Origin of the sequence: Paraburkholderia sp. GAS41, assembly GCF_050436545.1 — a bacterium.
Classification (GTDB): Bacteria; Pseudomonadota; Gammaproteobacteria; order Burkholderiales; family Burkholderiaceae; genus Paraburkholderia.
The window spans coordinates 167,270-183,267 of record NZ_JBNDMK010000013.1 but is presented as its reverse complement, the minus strand read 5'-3'; the positions used below and the strand labels follow the sequence as shown (position 1 = coordinate 183,267).

General features: G+C 58.2%; 18 protein-coding genes. 7 read left to right on the top strand and 11 right to left on the bottom strand.

The genetic code is table 11. The features are described 5' to 3' along the window. Positions 1-147: 147 nt before the first annotated feature. The 5 genes from P3T43_RS19415 to P3T43_RS19395 all read right to left on the bottom strand — a co-directional run bounded on the left by P3T43_RS19415 (position 148) and on the right by P3T43_RS19395 (position 3,855). Positions 148-966 carry a GNAT family N-acetyltransferase gene (locus P3T43_RS19415; RefSeq protein ID WP_429282651.1) on the bottom strand — a complete coding sequence of 273 codons (819 nt, stop codon included), beginning with the start codon at positions 964-966 and terminating at the stop codon, positions 148-150. Between the two features lie 82 nt (positions 967-1,048). Next, the gene (locus P3T43_RS19410; RefSeq protein ID WP_429282650.1) at positions 1,049-2,233 is read right to left on the bottom strand and encodes an amidohydrolase family protein; all 1,185 of its coding nucleotides are present in this window, start codon (positions 2,231-2,233) and stop codon (positions 1,049-1,051) included. A 36-nt stretch (positions 2,234-2,269) separates the two neighbouring features. Next, positions 2,270-2,758 (bottom strand): TIGR02594 family protein, encoded by a 489-nt coding sequence (locus P3T43_RS19405; protein ID WP_429282649.1) that lies wholly within the window; start codon positions 2,756-2,758, stop codon positions 2,270-2,272. A gap of 230 nt (positions 2,759-2,988) precedes the next feature. Further along, positions 2,989-3,285, bottom strand: a complete 297-nt coding sequence (locus P3T43_RS19400; protein ID WP_429282648.1) for a winged helix-turn-helix domain-containing protein — start codon at positions 3,283-3,285, stop codon at positions 2,989-2,991. Beyond that, complete coding sequence (locus tag P3T43_RS19395; RefSeq protein WP_429282647.1) at positions 3,286-3,855, bottom strand: hypothetical protein; 570 nt, start codon at positions 3,853-3,855, stop codon at positions 3,286-3,288. A 365-nt stretch (positions 3,856-4,220) separates the two neighbouring features. On the opposite strand from P3T43_RS19395, the gene P3T43_RS19390 reads away from it, so the two are divergent. Further along, positions 4,221-4,769, top strand: coding sequence for an acyltransferase family protein (locus tag P3T43_RS19390; RefSeq protein ID WP_429282646.1), 549 nt, complete (start codon positions 4,221-4,223; stop codon positions 4,767-4,769). 346 nt (positions 4,770-5,115) lie between these two features. Here P3T43_RS19390 and P3T43_RS19385 read toward each other — a convergent pair whose 3' ends face one another. From P3T43_RS19385 to P3T43_RS19375, 3 genes are read right to left on the bottom strand one after another with little or no spacing between them, the layout of a single operon-like run. After that, positions 5,116-5,511, bottom strand: a complete 396-nt coding sequence (locus P3T43_RS19385; protein WP_429282645.1) for an energy transducer TonB — start codon at positions 5,509-5,511, stop codon at positions 5,116-5,118. Positions 5,512-5,539: 28 nt separating this feature from the next. Further along, positions 5,540-6,055: an N-acetyltransferase family protein gene (locus tag P3T43_RS19380; RefSeq protein ID WP_429282644.1), complete on the bottom strand. Its 516-nt coding sequence runs from the start codon at positions 6,053-6,055 to the stop codon at positions 5,540-5,542. Between the two features lie 14 nt (positions 6,056-6,069). Beyond that, on the bottom strand, positions 6,070-6,288 hold the full coding sequence (locus P3T43_RS19375; protein WP_429282643.1) for a phosphotransferase-like protein: 219 nt from the start codon (positions 6,286-6,288) through the stop codon (positions 6,070-6,072). Between the two features lie 247 nt (positions 6,289-6,535). Here P3T43_RS19375 and P3T43_RS19370 point away from each other — a divergent pair, with 247 nt between their 5' ends. Further along, on the top strand, positions 6,536-7,108 hold the full coding sequence (locus P3T43_RS19370; RefSeq protein ID WP_429282642.1) for a GNAT family N-acetyltransferase: 573 nt from the start codon (positions 6,536-6,538) through the stop codon (positions 7,106-7,108). A 148-nt stretch (positions 7,109-7,256) separates the two neighbouring features. After that, positions 7,257-7,718, top strand: a complete 462-nt coding sequence (locus tag P3T43_RS19365) for a YccF domain-containing protein (RefSeq protein ID WP_429282641.1) — start codon at positions 7,257-7,259, stop codon at positions 7,716-7,718. Positions 7,719-7,823: 105 nt separating this feature from the next. Here the strand turns inward: P3T43_RS19365 and P3T43_RS19360 are convergent, their stop codons facing one another. After that, positions 7,824-9,140: an MFS transporter gene (locus P3T43_RS19360; protein WP_429282640.1), complete on the bottom strand. Its 1,317-nt coding sequence runs from the start codon at positions 9,138-9,140 to the stop codon at positions 7,824-7,826. 54 nt (positions 9,141-9,194) lie between these two features. Continuing rightward, positions 9,195-9,974 (bottom strand): aldolase, encoded by a 780-nt coding sequence (locus P3T43_RS19355; protein ID WP_429282639.1) that lies wholly within the window; start codon positions 9,972-9,974, stop codon positions 9,195-9,197. 120 nt (positions 9,975-10,094) lie between these two features. Between P3T43_RS19355 and P3T43_RS19350 the strand changes: the two genes are divergently transcribed. Continuing rightward, complete coding sequence (locus P3T43_RS19350) at positions 10,095-10,670, top strand: helix-turn-helix domain-containing protein (RefSeq protein WP_429282638.1); 576 nt, start codon at positions 10,095-10,097, stop codon at positions 10,668-10,670. A gap of 250 nt (positions 10,671-10,920) precedes the next feature. On the opposite strand, the gene P3T43_RS19345 is transcribed toward P3T43_RS19350, so the two are convergent. Continuing rightward, entirely contained in the window at positions 10,921-11,190 is a 270-nt protein-coding gene (locus P3T43_RS19345) for a hypothetical protein (RefSeq protein WP_429282677.1), read from the bottom strand. A 572-nt stretch (positions 11,191-11,762) separates the two neighbouring features. Between P3T43_RS19345 and P3T43_RS19340 the strand changes: the two genes are divergently transcribed. From P3T43_RS19340 to P3T43_RS19330, 3 genes are all read left to right on the top strand, one after another. After that, positions 11,763-13,007, top strand: a complete 1,245-nt coding sequence (locus P3T43_RS19340; protein WP_429282637.1) for a DUF1479 domain-containing protein — start codon at positions 11,763-11,765, stop codon at positions 13,005-13,007. A gap of 101 nt (positions 13,008-13,108) precedes the next feature. Beyond that, positions 13,109-14,356 carry an ABC transporter substrate-binding protein gene (locus P3T43_RS19335; protein ID WP_429282636.1) on the top strand — a complete coding sequence of 416 codons (1,248 nt, stop codon included), beginning with the start codon at positions 13,109-13,111 and terminating at the stop codon, positions 14,354-14,356. Positions 14,357-14,805: 449 nt separating this feature from the next. Beyond that, complete coding sequence (locus P3T43_RS19330; protein WP_429282635.1) at positions 14,806-15,954, top strand: porin; 1,149 nt, start codon at positions 14,806-14,808, stop codon at positions 15,952-15,954. Positions 15,955-15,998 lie beyond the last annotated feature (44 nt).

The following is a 15,998-nucleotide window of genomic DNA, read 5'->3' as shown; positions in this document are numbered from 1 at the left end:
TAAATGCGCCGCCTGGCGCGCTGATTCGTAAATGCAACGGGCCGCGACGAGCGGCGCGTTTCGATGCTGGAAGCAGCATGCACGTTTGTTGATTCTGTGCGGGCGGCGTCCCGGCTGGACAACTACGGCATTGCACACAATCCAGACTCAGCGCGCGGTTAAATTGCGCGGCACCTGACACAAGCTGGCGAGGCGTCCGCGCTGCCGGAAACCGATCGCTTCATAGATATTGCCGGCGTGGTACGCCTCGTCCGCAACGATGACAAGCTGGTCAGAACGTCCGGCGGTCCGCCTGATCACCTCGCTCATCAGGGTCTTGCAGACATTCTGGTTTCGATGTTCTGGCCCGGTGATGACTGACTGGAAGCGCCCGATCCCATCAAGAAAGAATAGACCGAGGCTCCCGACCTGCTCGTCATTGATGAAAGCGCCCCACCAGTTTCCCAGACCGCGTTCGATTAGGCGCTTGTAAGCCAACTGTTGATGCGCCATGAACCGCTGCGAGGTGATGGCCGTCGGGTCGGCCATGTCGGCAAGCTGCATTCGGGACCAATCGTCCCAATCCCGCTGCATGTCAAACGGACGCACCTCGATCAGGGCGTTTGTCGCAACCGGTCGAATGTCATCAGGAGTCGCTACCAACACACGGTAGACGGTCGCGTCATAGCCGCGTTCCACGAATGCGTCGAGGGTGACGATGCTGTCGGCATTGGCACTTTCTGGCCACGTAAAGGTGCGGTGTGCGATCAGCGGCGGTGTTCCGATGAGTTGCGCAAACGCCTGCTCCAGTGGCTTCAGGTCACTTGCCGAAGGTCGCCGCTCAAGAACAAGCAGGTTGCCAAAAAAGTATTCTGGCGCGTCGGGTGTGCGGACGACGAGATAGCCATCCCGCGACTCGACCATACCGGTCTCTCTGTGGAGAAATAAATCGGTTGCGAGACCCAGATTCTCGGGAAAATCGTGCATGTCAGTGTGATCAATAACGAGCGGAGGTTGCCGCTTTTGTTTTTATGGGGTGTCCTATGCAATGGGCTGCAGCGGACTTCGTTCAGACCAACATTCCATCTCGCGCGACGATGTTTCCGGCCGCGACGACGAGCTTGCGCATCGGCCGCGCGACCACGGCCTCGGCGAGCGTTTGCGCATCAACGAGCACGAGATCCGCTCGATGGCCGGCAAGCAGCCCGTAATCCGCGAAGCCGCAACCGCGCGCCGCGCTGTGCGTCACGCAATCGAGGGCGATTTCGAGCTCGTCGTCGCGGCGGAAATCGTTGCGCAAGCCGATCAACATCGCGCGCTCGAGCATATCGGGCGTGCCATAAGGTGTCCACGTATCGCGAATCCCGTCATTGCCCCCTACAACGGTGACGCCCGCCGCGCGGCAGGCTGAAACGGACGGCACCGCGACCGACGCGGGCGCGGTGGTCACCAGCGCGACGTCGAGCGCGGCCATGCGCGCGAGCAGCGCATCACGTTCACGGTCCCCGAGATCGCCGAGACAGAACCCGTGGCTGATCGCGACTTTCCCCTGCATGCCCAGTGCGGCGGTGCGTTGGAGAATCAGGTCGAGCGAGTACGCGCCCATCGTCGAGCGCTCGTGCAGGTGAATGTCGAGACCGCAGCCATGCCGGTCAGCGAGCTCGAAAAGCAGATCGAGCGCCGCGACCGCATCGCCTTCGATTGCGCACGGGTCCAGTCCGCCCAGGACATCGGCGCCTGCACGCAGCGCATCCGCCAGCAATGCGGCGGTGCCGGGCCGCTTCAGTACGCCCGATTGCGGAAACGCGACGATCTGAATCTCCATCTGCGCGCGCAACGTCTCGCGGGTTGCGAGGACGCCGTGCAGGTGGCGCAGGGCGGCGTCGGTGTCGATATCCACATGTGTGCGCAGGCGCGTCGTGCCCGCGGCGAGGAACGCCCGCGCTAACGCGAGCGATTGGGCTCCGGCATCGTGACCCGTCGTCGCGCGCCAACGACGCTCGTTTTCAATGCGGTCGATCAGGCGCGGTGCGACGGTGTTGTGATACCAAGGCATGCCCCAGTGGGTCTTGTCCAGGTGCGTATGCCCCTCCACCAGGCCGGGTAACAGGAGCATGCCTGCACCGTCTTCGATGAGGCCAACGTCTTTTGCATCGAGAGCCGGGCCGATACGGGCGATACGGCCGTCCTCCACGAGGACATCATGCGGGCCGCCCGCGGCCGTGCGCACGTTGCGAATCAGTAGGCTGTTCATGTCGAAGTGATGGATATTCACGCTAAAAGTCTAACCCTACACCTTCAGCGCTTTAGCTCCTGATTGTTCCTGGAGAGAGTTAGAACGACTCGGCCACCGATAACTGAGCACGCAGGCAACCGGATACGCTAATTCCCGAACCTCATCCAGCTGGTTACCACCGAAGAGGTAGACGAATTCAGCGTCGTGCCGGACATAGAAGCCAACATGGCCTTTCCAGCCGGTTGGGTCGTCGCGCGTGAGGACGGCAACGCAGCCGTATTGCGGGCTATCAAGGGGCATGCCCCATTCAAGCCAGGAACGGGCCAAGGCTGACCCGGTGCCGCGAACCCCGGCGCCCGCGAAGCACCAGTTGACGAATGACGAACACCAGGAGATTTTGTCGTCATAGCCGGCGAGGCTGGTCTGGTTGTTATATTCAACTATCCTTGGATTCACCTCGCCAACAGGAAAACGTCGGACGCCGCTTTCGGCAATCGCTAAGGACATCCAGGTGGGTTGGGTGGCGTTATCTCTTGTATCCATGATCACTGGGGTTAGGCCGCGTTTGAAGTCTCCGGGTTGATGGGCTCGACAAGATGCGCTCGTTCGACTGAGGCCATTCAAGGATGATTTGCTCGCTTGGTACGGACTGTACTGACGCGAAATCGTTTGAGCGCATGAGTGTCCAGAATTCAAGGACGAGGTTTGATATGTCGATAGCAGGTGCTGTCATGTGTTTTTTGGGTTGGTGAGATGTAGCCCGGCAAGATCCTCTAGGCGTCGCCGTCGAGGATGCTTCGCAAGTGATCGACATATTGCTGGAAGGCCCGCCGCCCGGCCGTGGTCATCGCAACGCGGGTGCGTGGCTTCTTGCCGTTGAAATCCTTTAGCACCTCGATATAACCGCTTTTCTCCAGTGTGGCGATGTGCGCGCCGAGATTGCCTTCCGTCGCACCGACAATTTCCCGCAGGCGGACGAATTCAATGTGCTCGTTTTTGGGCAATGCTTTCAAGGCCGCCATGATCTTCAGCCGGACCGGCTGGTGAATGGTCTCGTCCATTTGGGTCATTCAGGTTCTCCTCAGCCAGAAGCCGGTGAGGATCAGCGATCCGCCGCCCACCACTGCCATCCACAAATCGTAATGCACATGCACCTCATAAAAGCCAAATGCAGTCAGCGCTGCCAACGCTATGCCGGTCCACCCCATTCGCGGGCTGCCCCATACACCGCGCAGTACGTAAAACATCGAGACGATCAACATGATCAGCGACACGACCTGGCGCTCGGCCGTGGGCTGCATGACCAGTTGGACGGCGATGAAGAAGGCCATGATGGTGAAGATCGAGCCCAGCCAGCGCCAGGTCTGGTTCAACTTGCTGGCGCTTCGCTCGTCTCGCGTTTGAGGGCCTCTGGTGACGAGATACGTGGCGCATGCGATCCCGAGGATATCCAACGGAATCCAAACCAGATTGATATGGTTAGGGAAGAAATCATTCAGGCTGAAACCCACCAGCCAGATACAACCCCACAGGAAACAATGGGGCGAGGCCTTTTGATACCCATAGAGTGTGCTGCTCAGCGCACGGATCTGTTCTACCTCACGCAATGCCTGTGCTGCCTGTTCCGATGAAATTGACATGACTTGGCCTCCTTGCTGTGTTTGTGTAGATAACTCTATACGACAGAGTAATCTATTGCAAGAGAGATTTGAGTGGCACTCAACGAGGCAAGTGGCTTATGGGGTTGTCGAGCAAAAATGCGCGTCGCCCGCACGCTCTAGGTGTGGCGTACCGTTACGACCTCGAGCGGCGTAACGTGATCGGGGTCGCGTTGACATGTGCCCAGATATTGAGCGCGTCGGGTGCGCATTCGGCTTGTTATCACATGGCACCAAACCTGCTTGAAGGGGCGCTCCAAAGTCAAATTGCGTAGATGTGATTCCTTCTAACCTGGGCGCCGGACACCATTACCGAGAGTCATTCACTCAAGCCCAAGATAGATTCGTTGACGAGTCTGCGATTCTTCGCTGCGTTTGGGATTCTCGCCCTTCACTATCGGGACATGTTCGGGCTGCTTCCGGAGTGGTTGTCACGTGCGTTGATCTCCGGCGAATACGGCGTCACGTTTTTCTTCGTTCTGAGTGGCTTCATCCTTACGTACAACTATCTCCACTGGTTTCGCAACTCAGTCGATGAAACGCGCGTCTGGAGCTTCTTTAGATTGTGTCTCGCAAGAAATGACCCCATGTATGTCGTGGGGATGCTGCTCGACGCACCGTGGCACCTGATTGAACGTGCGAGAGTTGGCGAGCTGGCAAACTCCGGCCCTGAGTTCTGGGCCTCATGGTTATTGAACCTGTGCGGGCTGCAAGCGTGGGTGCCCGCAACACCTTACGCCATGATGTTCAACACGCCTTCGTGGAGTCTATCCGCTAAATTCTTCTTCTACGCGACGTTTCCCTTTGCGGTGCGCGCGATCGTCAGATATCTCAGGAGCCCGCGCGCAGTGATCAATGCGCTGATCGCAACGATTGTTGGGCGTTGCCTTCGCTAAGGGAAGAACAGTATTTACCTATCTACTGGAGAGACCGCCGTTAGTTGTACTGGGTGAAGCCAGCTTCGCTCTGTACATTACGCACTGGTCCATCTTGACCTTTCTAAAACTGATGTGGTCATCAAGCACTGCTGCGGTTCGTCTGGGCGCATGCTTGATCTCCGTAATCGGGTGACGCACAGAAGCGCTATTCACACGTGGTGGCACTCCCCACCGTCGTACAATGCTTGACCGACCAATGGCTCTCGCCCGAGATTCCCGTGCTACCTCCAATTCCGAGCGGACGATGTCGCGGCCGGAAATGTAGATCGAGCCTTGCAACGTCCTGGTTGGGCGGTGCGGGAGGTCAGGGAGAAGCCGCTGTGATCGCGCGTTGAACAGCAGCGTCCCACGCCGCATTGCCGCTTGTGCGCAGCAGCGTGGCTGAGTTGACTGAACCGTCAGGGTTGAGCCGGAGCGAGACGATCGCTTCCGGATTGTCGAGAACACTGCTTGTGTCGACGAACTTATTGCTTGTCAGCGCGCAACTCACGTAGCGACGCCATTGCGAGCCTGTTAGATGGTCCACCGCTGGTGTGGGCTCATTGCTGACTGCAGCGCGCGCGAGGCAAAGGCTCGCTACTTCACCAGACGACGGTAGCGAGGATTGGCTGCGTGCGTCAGGGCCGGCAGCCGTGCATGCTGCCAACAAGGACAGTGCAAGTGGGACTAGAACGTGTCGCCAGCGATCGTTGTTTTTCATTCTCGGTCTCATTCGAGTGCTCTGCCAGCTAGCTCGTTAAAGAGCTATGGTATCGAATTTCCGTCAACAAAAGACCGCCAATGGAGATGACTTTGCTGGAATCGTCGTGAACGAAACCAATTCGCTCATAGAATCCTCTGGCACGCTGATTCTCCGACAGCACCCAAAGTGCGACAAACGCGTACCCGGCAAGACGCAGCAATTGACGTGCGGAGTTGCTTAAGCTTTTGCCAATGCCTTGGCTCCAGAATTCAGGCGATACGTATAGCGCCTCCAGCTCGGCCCATGCGCTGTCTTTGTCGGCATCCCGACAGGGTCCGAAGGCGATCCAGCCTACAACGGCTTTGTCCACGTATGCCACCAGCACCCTGAGCTTTCCCGAGAGAAGTGATTTTCGCCACCTGTCGGAGCGCGCCTCGACGGAAAGCTCGGCCAGGAACTGTTCCGGCATGATTCCGCGGTAGGCTGATTGCCAGGAGATCACATGGACGGATGCAATCGCTTCAGCATCTTCGATCGTGGCTTCACGTATGTCTATGGACATCAATCCGGCTCCGTTTAGTGTTGGACCATCACGACGTCATCGAAAAAAATCGTCGGATATTCTGGAGAATATATAGCAGTCTCTTGCCGCAGACGAGCCGGTAGCATGGCCAGGAACGAATCCATCTGGACATGCAAAAAACACGTCCTTCGATGCTGCCTGCAGCGCTCGGGCAGAGAGGTTTTTCCCGAACTGCCCACGTCGTTGAGCAAGATGACTTTAGTTGTCTGCATGGATATTGGCCTATGTCTTAAGCTGGCAAATGATACAGGTCCACGTTGTCACTGCTTGACGCTTAGTGACAAAGAATCTGATCTGGGCCGGCGGCCGCTGCTCTGGATTGACGCGCAAGCGGTGGAAGCGAATGGCTAAAGCAGCCGCGCAAACGTAACTCTGTCATACATATCGTATGCCCACGGTTGTTGGTTAATGGTTCGCATGGTTTAATTGGCGTGCCTAATTTTGATGTCACCTTCTGTCATGCCACTATTTGAGCCCATAACGCTGACCACCCCACGGCTCGTTTTACGGCCGCTTTGTCATGAAGATGCGCACGCATTGTTCGCGATCTGGTCAGACACTGACGCAATGCGCTATTTCTCGTTCCCGGCGATGACGCGTTTCGATCAGGCAATGGACCGCGTCGCGCGTCAATTGAAGACATCTGCTGACGGCAAGGATCTCGTTTGCGCGATCGAATTGCGCGCGACCGGCGAAGTGCTCGGCGATTGCGCTCTCTTTCATGCGGACGAGCAATGCCGGCGCGCGGAGATAGGTTTTTGCCTGCAGCGCGCACATTGGGGACGCGGATATATGAGTGAGGCGGCTTCCACGCTGATCAGACATGCGTTCGGCACGCTGAATTTTCGCCGTATCGAGGCGGACATCGACCCTCGCAATGTGGCCTCGGCGCGCCTTCTCGAACGACTTGGATTTATCCGCGAAGGGCTGTTGCGTGAGCGTTGGATTGTTGGCGATGAGGTGTCGGACAGCGCGCTATACGGGCTACTTGAAAGGGACCGGCCGGTGAACGCGATCGCCGGTTGCCGTTAGGGGATGAAAGTAAAACCGTGTCGACAATCGTGGCTACAACGGCAAAGATATGCGTTGGCTGCATGCCGCTCTAAAGTTTTACACAGTAATGTCGATAAAACGAACTGGGTCGCTGGGCCGCCAAAAAACATATAACGAAGGACTATAGATGCGTACGCTTGGAAATTTTTTGTGGATCATCGCCGGGGGATTTTTTGCAAGCCTCGCATGGGTGATCATTGGCTGCATCGCCTTTATTTCGATCATCGGGATACCTTGGGGCCGCGCGTGTTTCGTGATGGCGAAACTCTCACTCGCTCCATTCGGCAAGACAGTCATGTCACGCAAGGACTTGAACCAAAAGGAAGACGTTGGAACGGGGGCGCTTGGCACGCTCGGGAATATTGTGTGGCTAGTAACAGGCGGCTGGATTATGGCGCTGTCACATACTCTTTATGGTGCCTTTTGCTGCGTCACGATCATCGGCATTCCTTTCGGTATTCAGCATTTCAAGCTTGGCGGGCTGGCCTTGATGCCCATCGGAAAGACGGTGGTACCGGTTGAGGTGGCGTTGGCCGCAACCAAAATGAATGCCGAGGCGCACGTCGCCAACCTGCGGGCGGGCAGCTAACTCAAGGTGCTTTTTCGTTGCGTCGCATTTTCATATTCATCGAACGATGCGTAGAGGATGGGTGGTTGCACGCTTCACCCGCGGCCTTGAGCGCCAGCAACTCTCTCAATCGACCTCTTCACCGGACGTTTCGGGCGCGGCGAATACGGCCCAGAGCGTGCACATCGTGATCGCAATCAACATCGCGGACACGCCCCAGGTGCGTCCGCCCATTGCGACCAACAACGAAGCGGCGGCGAGCGGCACGAATCCGCCGCTCAACGCGCCGCCTAGCTGAAATCCCAGCGATGCGCCGCTATAGCGCAGCCGGGCCGGAAACAGTTCGGCGATCCACGCGGCCTCGGGGCCGAACATGATTGCGTGTACGAAGCCGATCGCAAACGCGATGGTGGCGACGACGACCGTGGGATTACGCGTGTCGAGCAATGCAAACAACGGAAACGCGCTGACGATCACCAGCGCACACCCGGCGACGAACAACTTTCGGCGACCGAATCGATCGGACAATGCACCGAACAACGGTACAAAGACGAGTTGCAGGCACGCGCCCAACAAGATGCCATTGAGCACGACCGACTTAGGCATCGCCAGATGCCTGGTGACGTAGCTGATGCCGAATATGGTGACAGCGGTGACCCAGCCAATCTCCGAAAGCTTCAAACCCACCGCGACGAGAAACGCACGGCGATGCTTCGTTAGGACTTCCAGGAGCGGTACCCGGGCGACGTCCGCACGATCCTTGAGGTGCTGGAAGGCCGGCGTCTCGGCCACCCGCAAGCGGATGAAAAGCCCGACGCCGACTAGCAGAATGCTGGCGAGGAACGGAAGCCGCCACGCCCACTCGACGAACTGTTCGCTTGTCGTTGTCAAGGAGAGCAAAGCGAATGAGCCGGCCGAAGTGATAACGCCGATCGGATAGCCTAGTTGCACCAGACTGCCGAATAGCCCGCGTCCCTTCCTGGGTGCGTGTTCGACCGCTAGCAGGATCGAGCCACCCCATTCGCCGCCCATGCCGACTCCCTGAACGAAACGCAGGAGTACCAGCAGGATTGGCGACAGGAGACCGATTTCCTTGTAAGTGGGCAGGCAACCGATCGCGAACGTCCCCATTCCCATGATGACGAGCGTCAGACTGAGCATTGCCTTGCGGCCCACGCGATCGCCGAAGTGGCCGAAGATCGCCCCTCCAAGCGGGCGTGAAACGAAGCCGACCGCGTAAGCGCCAAAGGCCACCAGCATACCGACTTCGGGTGCAAGCGACGGGAAGAAGATCTTGTTGAACACCAGCGCGGATGCAGTACCGTAGACCAGAAAGTCGTACCACTCTACAACTGAGCCGACGATGCTCGCGAGTAATACTTTGGTATGCGAACTAATTGTCTGGGCGGACTCGTGCTGATCCGCCACCGTCACATCGAGCATGGCTTCTCCAGAAATTTTGGATTCGAATCGATGCGCGTGAAGCGCGCCACGTGCCTAGAGACAGTCGGGATGCTGACGAAGGGTCCGCCGCGCGTAATAGGCGAAGGCGGCCGAGTTGCGTTTGGGACGCCTGATCCAGTCGCGAGCCTCGCGCCCAAGCGTGGGGTCGATGGGCTGGATTTCGCCTGCTGACATTGCGAGCAACTGCATCCTGGCCGTGCGTTCGAACGCAAGGGCGAGCACACAAGCTTCTTCGACGCTGCGCGCCGCGATCAACATGCCGTGGTGGGGCAGCAGCAGGGCATGCTTGTCGCCCAATGCCTGCGTAATGAACTCGCCTTCTTCGTTGCCCACGGGCACACCCGGCCAGCTACGTGCGAACGCCACGTCGTCGTATAGCACGCAGTTGTCCATGTGCGAGACATCCAGCGACACTTCGAGCATGCTGAGCGCGGCGGTGTGAACCGCGTGCGTGTGGATGATGCATTGCACGTCGGGACGGGCGCGATATACCCACGAATGAAACCGGTTGGCGGGATTCGCCATGCCGGTTCCGCGCAATACGTTGAGATTTTCGTCGACCAGCAACAGGTTGTCCGCGCGGGCCTCGTCGAAGCCGAGCCCAAGACGCTGTGTGAAATAGGTGTTTGGGGTCGGCGTACGAGCGGTTATCTGACCCGCGAGGCCCGAATCATGACCGTTGTCGAACAGAATCCGGCACGTCAGCGCAAGCTTTTGCTCGAGCGTGTATTCGCCATCGTCGAGGAGCCCATCCATCTGCTCGTTCGAACGTTGTATCAACTGGGCTTTGTTCATATCAAACGTGTTGGTCACGTTACGTCTCCTCGTGTGTCGGGGTGCTTAAATCGTGCGTGGCATACTTGCGCCGCGGGTATGGCAGCGTTAACATGGGTCTCATATGACTCAAACAAACTATATGACACAAGTGTCCTGATGTCCACAAGATTAAAAATATTGCGCCTGCAGGCAGGGTTGACGCTAGAAGAACTGGCGCAGGCCTGCGATCTGACGCGAAGCTATGTCTCGAAGGTCGAGCGTGGTGTGTCTGTGCCGTCGATAGCAAGCGCACTGAAACTGTCGCGTGCCTTGAAGGTGCCTGTCGAAACCCTGTTTGGCGACGACCCGGTGTCCGATCCGGTCACTATCGTGCGCAAACGCGATGGCGATCAGCGCGATGTGGATGCCCGGGTGCCGCACGTCGTCTCGGGGATGGCGGCGGGCCACCAGATGATGGCGTTCGTCTTGAATCCAACCGAGAAAGGCATCGGCGCGCATCCGATGAGTCATCATTCGGGAGAGGAACTGCTATTCGTGCTGTCCGGTTCGATAACCTTACGCCTCGCAAGACGCGAAGAAATTCTGGAGGCAGGTGACAGCGCGCACTTCAATGCGGGGATTCCACATAAAGTCACTTGCACGAAGGGATCGCGCGCTCAGGTGTTGATCGTGATTCTTCCGGATGGCGGTGACGAGCCCGTTTCAGCGCCCACGAAAGCCACGGCGCGCTGAACGGAATCCGTTCGGTGTCCGCAGTGCTTTCGGTCAACTGTCAATTCGTCGCACGAATGCGAGTGTCTAAGGACGTGCTGCGCAACGGTGCGATTTCGATTCCGGTGGCAATGATGGGCGGGTGCTTCTATTTGCGACGTCGGGAATTAACGCCCGGAAATGACGAGGCCGGCCTGATATACGATCAGGCCGGCCTCGCTGCTGCTTCCCGGTTGACTTGAGCAAACCCAGTACAGCCGGTTAAACGAGTTTAGTTGCTGCGGTGGAACAATGCGGCGAACTTGGCGAAATGCAGATGGCCGGATTCCGACGCTTGATCGTTCACGCCGCCGTAGGCGGTGTTGCCATCCGCAGCAGCGCGTTCGGCTGCAACGGTTTGTGCGCTGTCACCACGTTGGGATGCAGGTGCGCCGACGTTCGGACGATAAAACGGTGCAGGGCCGTAGCCGCTGGCAAAAGCCGGGGCGGCGAGTGTAGCGGTAGCAGCAACCAGCAGGGCGGCAACGATTTTGCTCTTCATGATGAACTCCAAAAAGGTATCGACTTCGGTTCAGGATGACGTCGCGACAGCTGGGAGGTGGTGTGTCTGCTACGTCGATGTAGCTACTCTATACATCGGCTTCGAGAAGATCAGCCGGGTTGGGCCGACATCACTGTTTCGGTTTCTCGTCTAATCTTGGCACGGCCGTCTGGCGGAGCTGACCGGGGCAGCGTGCCACTGAAGGCGCACAACACCGGGTGAAAGTTTGATGGCGGCAGGCGATCGCGATGCATGACTCGCAATTCGTACGACCGTGCGATGCCGGGGGGGCTGGGACGTCGTCACGACCTTGCCCTGGGGGAGGGGATCGGCCGATAGATGGGCCATGAGTCCGACAAAAATGTTTAATTAAACGAACTAATCTTGTGCCGTCAGGCATGGGAAGCGCGAAAGCCGCCGCTGGTAATCCCGCAACGAACAGTTCTCGCCAGACACGCCATGCCCCCTGGCCATTTGATGGCTGAATGCGCAAAAAAATCGCCTGAATAGTATCACTCAGAGGCGCGTACACGTCATATCCTCAGCCATATCGAACACCAACGGAGACAACCATGGCGTTAATCATCGAGGATCTGCCCAGCGCAATTCGGCAGGCGAAAAAATCGCTGCGCGCGGCGTTACCGAACTACCGGGAGGTGTTCGCCGAAGTCGAAGAAGCGATCACTGCCGAGGCGAGGCGAATCGCCGGGCAGCGCGATCGTGGCGAAGACGTCATCCCCGAACTTCAGTTTGCCGACATCGTCGGACAACGCGTTACGCCGGACCAGATCTCACTCGTCAAGGAACGCGGCGCATGCGTGATCCGCAAGGTATTTCCCCGTGATCTGGTGCAAAGCTGGGATGAGGATATTGCCCGCTACGTCGAACTCAATAACCTCGACAAGCGCCTCGAAAACCGCGCCGAAGACAAATACTTCGGCCAGTTGGCCTCAAGCAAACCGCAGATTTATGGTGTGTACTGGTCAAAGCCACAAGTGCTGGCCCGCCAGTCGGAATCGTTGAGCGCGGCGCGGGTGTTCCTGAACCGGCTGTGGCGCAACGAGAGCGAAGGGCGCGTGCACTTCGATCCGGCACACGTGCCTGCGTACGCCGATCGTCTGCGTCGCAGGCCGCCAGGCTCTGCGTCGCTCGGCTTGTCGGCGCATTGCGACGGCGGTTCGGTCGAGCGCTGGATCGAAACCAATTTCCGCAAGGTATATCGCCACGTGTTCGCAGGGAACTGGCGTGATTACGACCCATTCGACGCGGCATTCCGAACCGATGTAGAGGAAATCGCATCGCCCGCCGTGTGTTCGATGTTCCGCACGTTTCAGGGCTGGACGGCATTGACGCCGCAAGGCCCAGGCGACGGCACGCTGCAGCTTGTGCCCATCGCCAATTCGATGGTGTACATCCTGCTGCGTGCGCTTCAGGACGATGTCGCCGAAGATGACCTGTGTGGCGCGATGCCAGGGCGGGCATTATCGATCAAGCGGGAATTTCACGCGCCCTTGTTCGAGGCGCTGTCGTCGATTCCAAAGATGGAAGCGGGCGACACGGTGTTCTGGCATAGCGATGTCATTCATGCGGTTGAAGACGAGCACAAAGGCGCGGGCTACAGCAATGTGATGTACATCGCGTCCGCACCTGCATGCGCTAAAAACGATGCTTATCTGAAGCGCCAGTTGCCAAGCTTCCTGAAGGGCGAAAGCCCGCCCGATTTCCCCACAGACCATTTTGAAGTCGATTTCAAAGGCCGCGCCACGACTGACGATCTGACACCGCTGGGCAAGGCGCAACTAGGGTTTGATCTGTAGTTTAACAAAACGTCATACGCGAACTAAAGCGAGCGCGCATTAGCATTCGCGCTGGCCGCGAACAGGCGGCTCGCACTCATAACGAAAATTCGGAGACTGCAATGAAACGATCACTGACATCGGTTGCAACGGCTATTGCACTGCTCGTGGCTGGAACCCATTCTGTACTTGCTGCCGAACAACTTTCGGTGCTGCACTGGTGGACTTCCGGCGGCGAATCGAAGGCGATCAGGGTGCTGAAGGACGATATGAACAAACAAGGCTACGAGTGGAAGGATTTCGCCATTGCAGGAGGGGCGGGCGCCGCAGCCATGACGGCACTCAAGGCACAGGTTATTTCGGGCAATGCGCCGTCGGCTGCACAGGTGAAGGGGCCGCTGATTCAGGACTGGGCCGACCAGGGCGTGCTGGTCGACCTGGATCAGTCCGCCACGGACTGGAAAGCGAACTCGCCGGCGCTAATCGATAAATCCATGAAGTCGAACGGGCACTATGTGGCAGCACCATTCTCCGTACACCGAATCAACTGGTTGTGGATCAACAAGGCCGACCTGGACAAGGTCGGCGGTAAGGCACCCACCACGTGGCCAGAATTCTTCGCACTGGCCGACAAGTTTCGCGCCGCAGGCATCACGCCGGTTGCACATGGCGGCCAACCGTGGCAAGAGATGACCATCTGGGAAACGGTTGTGCTCTCTCAAGGGCCGGAGTTTTATCGAAAAGCCCTGATCGATCTCGATCAGAAAACGCTGACGTCGCCGCAGATGGTGCAGGTGTTCGAGATTGTCCGCAAGATCCAGACTTACTTCGACAAGGGTGCCACTGGCCGCGACTGGAATCTCGCGACGGCCATGGTAATCAACGGATCGGGCGGAATGCAGTTCATGGGCGATTGGGCGAAAGGCGAGTTTGCGAATGCGAACAAGACGTCGGACGTGGACTATGTTTGCGCGCCCGCGCCAGGCACCTCGAATGCCTTCACCTACACCGTCGACGCATTCGTGTTCTTCCAGCAGAACGGCAAAAAGGACGCAACGCCGGGTCAGCTTGCGCTTGCCAAGACGATCATGTCGCCGGATTTCCAGCAGCAGTTCAGTCTCTACAAAGGCTCGATCCCCGTCCGGCTGGATGTGCCCATGGACAAGTTCGACGGCTGCGCGAAGAAATCACGCGCGGATGAGCAGGCGACGATCAAATCGGGCGGGTTCCTGCCGTCGTTGGCGTTTGGTGAGCTTCAGTCGTCCGTTACCGCGGGCGCGATTACCGACTCCGTGACGAATTTCATGAACTCCACCGAGGACCCGCAAGAAGGGGCGCGCAAGCTTGCCGCTGCTGCAAAGGTCAAATAGGCGGCACGGCATCGGGAACGCCTGGGTGCTGGCGGATGTATGAAGACGCATGCCTTCATTCAAGGTGCAGTGTCCCAGGTGGTATAGCGCTGGAACGATGCTGAAAAAGAGGGAAGGTGTCGCCCAGCGCGTGCGCGGAATCGAATATCGTTCGTCGATATAAGGATATTGAAAAAAATTCGAAAGAGATCCCGCGTGAAAAATCGCGAGAATAGACAGGAAAAAGCACCCTGAGTATTGGGTGAAAACCAATGCTCGCGTGGCTTTGTGGCCCAGTCGAGCGCGTTGCAAGACCGTTGTCGCGTGCGCACGACACACCTTACACACATTCTCCAAATCCCCTTACAGTCACGTTCGTTTCGCGTACGTGCATTGCATATCCGCTGGTCGAACGCAGCGCGGCGGCAATGGCATGGCGATTCGCAACTGTCTGCAAACTGGAGAATGAATTGAACAAGAAAATACTGGCCACCGCTATCCTGGCCGGCTTTGCTGGTGTCGCCCACGCGCAAAGCAGCGTCACGCTGTACGGCCTGGTCGACGCAGGTATCACGTATGTCAACCACGCCAACGCCAAGGCACAAGACCTCATCCAGTACGGTGACGGTGTCGCTCAGGGCAGCCGTTGGGGCCTGAAGGGTTCGGAAGATCTCGGTGGTGGTCTGAAGGCTATTTTCACGTTGGAAAACGGCTTTAATTCCGGCACCGGTGCGTTGGGACAAGGTGGTGCGCTGTTCGGCCGTCAAGCCTTCGTCGGCCTGACGAAAGACGGTATCGGCTCGCTAACGTTGGGTCGTCAATACTCGTTCTCGACCGACTACCTGGGCGGCTCCTACACCAACGGTGGCCAGACCGTCGCGGGTAACTACGGTTTCCACATCAACGACGTCGACCAGCTCACGTCGAGCCGTATCAACAACTCGGTCAAGTTCAACAGCGCAAACTTCGCAGGCCTGACGTTCGGCGCGATGTACGGCTTCTCGAACGAAGCGGGCGCATTTGCGGGCGCACCGGGCACGGGCGGCTCGTCGTCGACGTACAGCTTCGGCCTGAACTACGTGAACGGTCCGTTCGGTATCGGCGCAGCGTACACGGACATCCGCTTCCCGGGTTCGGCAGCACCGGCCTTCTCGACGACGTTGGCCAATGCATCGGCCCTGACGGGCACGAGCGTGGCAAAGGACCTGGCTACGGCCGGCGTCGGCGCCAAATACTCGCTCGGCGCGGCGACCGTCTGGGCGTTGTGGACGCACACGAACATCGAGCAGTTGACGGGTCACATGACCACGTTCAACGCCTACGAAGCAGGCGGCAAGTACCTGTTCACTCCGGCGCTGACGGGCGCGCTGGGCTACACGTACATGCAGGCGAAGGATCAGACCAACGGTCACTGGAACCAGGTTGACGCAAGCGTCGACTACGCACTGAGCAAGCGCACTGATGTGTACCTGCTCGGCATCTATCAGGATGCTTCGGGTAAGACCGCGAAGAATGCTGACCTGCAAGCGCAGATTGGTTCGAGCGCGAGCAGCTACCTGCCCGCTGCTGGCGCGGACACGCAACTCGCCGTTCGCGTCGGCATTCGTCATAAGTTCTAACGAAGACTCACATCGTTATTCGCGAGCAGCCGTTGCGGGCGCAC

Excerpts from the sequence above, each read along its gene's own strand:
- P3T43_RS19415 (WP_429282651.1), bottom strand. The coding sequence starts at position 966 with ATGCACGATTTTCCCGAGAATCTGGGTCTCGCAACCGATTTATTTCTC.
- P3T43_RS19410 (WP_429282650.1), bottom strand. The coding sequence starts at position 2,233 with ATGAACAGCCTACTGATTCGCAACGTGCGCACGGCCGCGGGCGGCCCG.
- P3T43_RS19405 (WP_429282649.1), bottom strand. The coding sequence starts at position 2,758 with ATGGATACAAGAGATAACGCCACCCAACCCACCTGGATGTCCTTAGCG.
- P3T43_RS19400 (WP_429282648.1), bottom strand. The coding sequence starts at position 3,285 with ATGACCCAAATGGACGAGACCATTCACCAGCCGGTCCGGCTGAAGATC.
- P3T43_RS19395 (WP_429282647.1), bottom strand. The coding sequence starts at position 3,855 with ATGTCAATTTCATCGGAACAGGCAGCACAGGCATTGCGTGAGGTAGAA.
- P3T43_RS19385 (WP_429282645.1), bottom strand. The coding sequence starts at position 5,511 with ATGAAAAACAACGATCGCTGGCGACACGTTCTAGTCCCACTTGCACTG.
- P3T43_RS19380 (WP_429282644.1), bottom strand. The coding sequence starts at position 6,055 with ATGTCCATAGACATACGTGAAGCCACGATCGAAGATGCTGAAGCGATT.
- P3T43_RS19375 (WP_429282643.1), bottom strand. The coding sequence starts at position 6,288 with ATGCAGACAACTAAAGTCATCTTGCTCAACGACGTGGGCAGTTCGGGA.
- P3T43_RS19370 (WP_429282642.1), top strand. The coding sequence starts at position 6,536 with ATGCCACTATTTGAGCCCATAACGCTGACCACCCCACGGCTCGTTTTA.
- P3T43_RS19365 (WP_429282641.1), top strand. The coding sequence starts at position 7,257 with ATGCGTACGCTTGGAAATTTTTTGTGGATCATCGCCGGGGGATTTTTT.
- P3T43_RS19360 (WP_429282640.1), bottom strand. The coding sequence starts at position 9,140 with ATGCTCGATGTGACGGTGGCGGATCAGCACGAGTCCGCCCAGACAATT.
- P3T43_RS19350 (WP_429282638.1), top strand. The coding sequence starts at position 10,095 with ATGTCCACAAGATTAAAAATATTGCGCCTGCAGGCAGGGTTGACGCTA.
- P3T43_RS19345 (WP_429282677.1), bottom strand. The coding sequence starts at position 11,190 with ATGAAGAGCAAAATCGTTGCCGCCCTGCTGGTTGCTGCTACCGCTACA.
- P3T43_RS19340 (WP_429282637.1), top strand. The coding sequence starts at position 11,763 with ATGGCGTTAATCATCGAGGATCTGCCCAGCGCAATTCGGCAGGCGAAA.
- P3T43_RS19335 (WP_429282636.1), top strand. The coding sequence starts at position 13,109 with ATGAAACGATCACTGACATCGGTTGCAACGGCTATTGCACTGCTCGTG.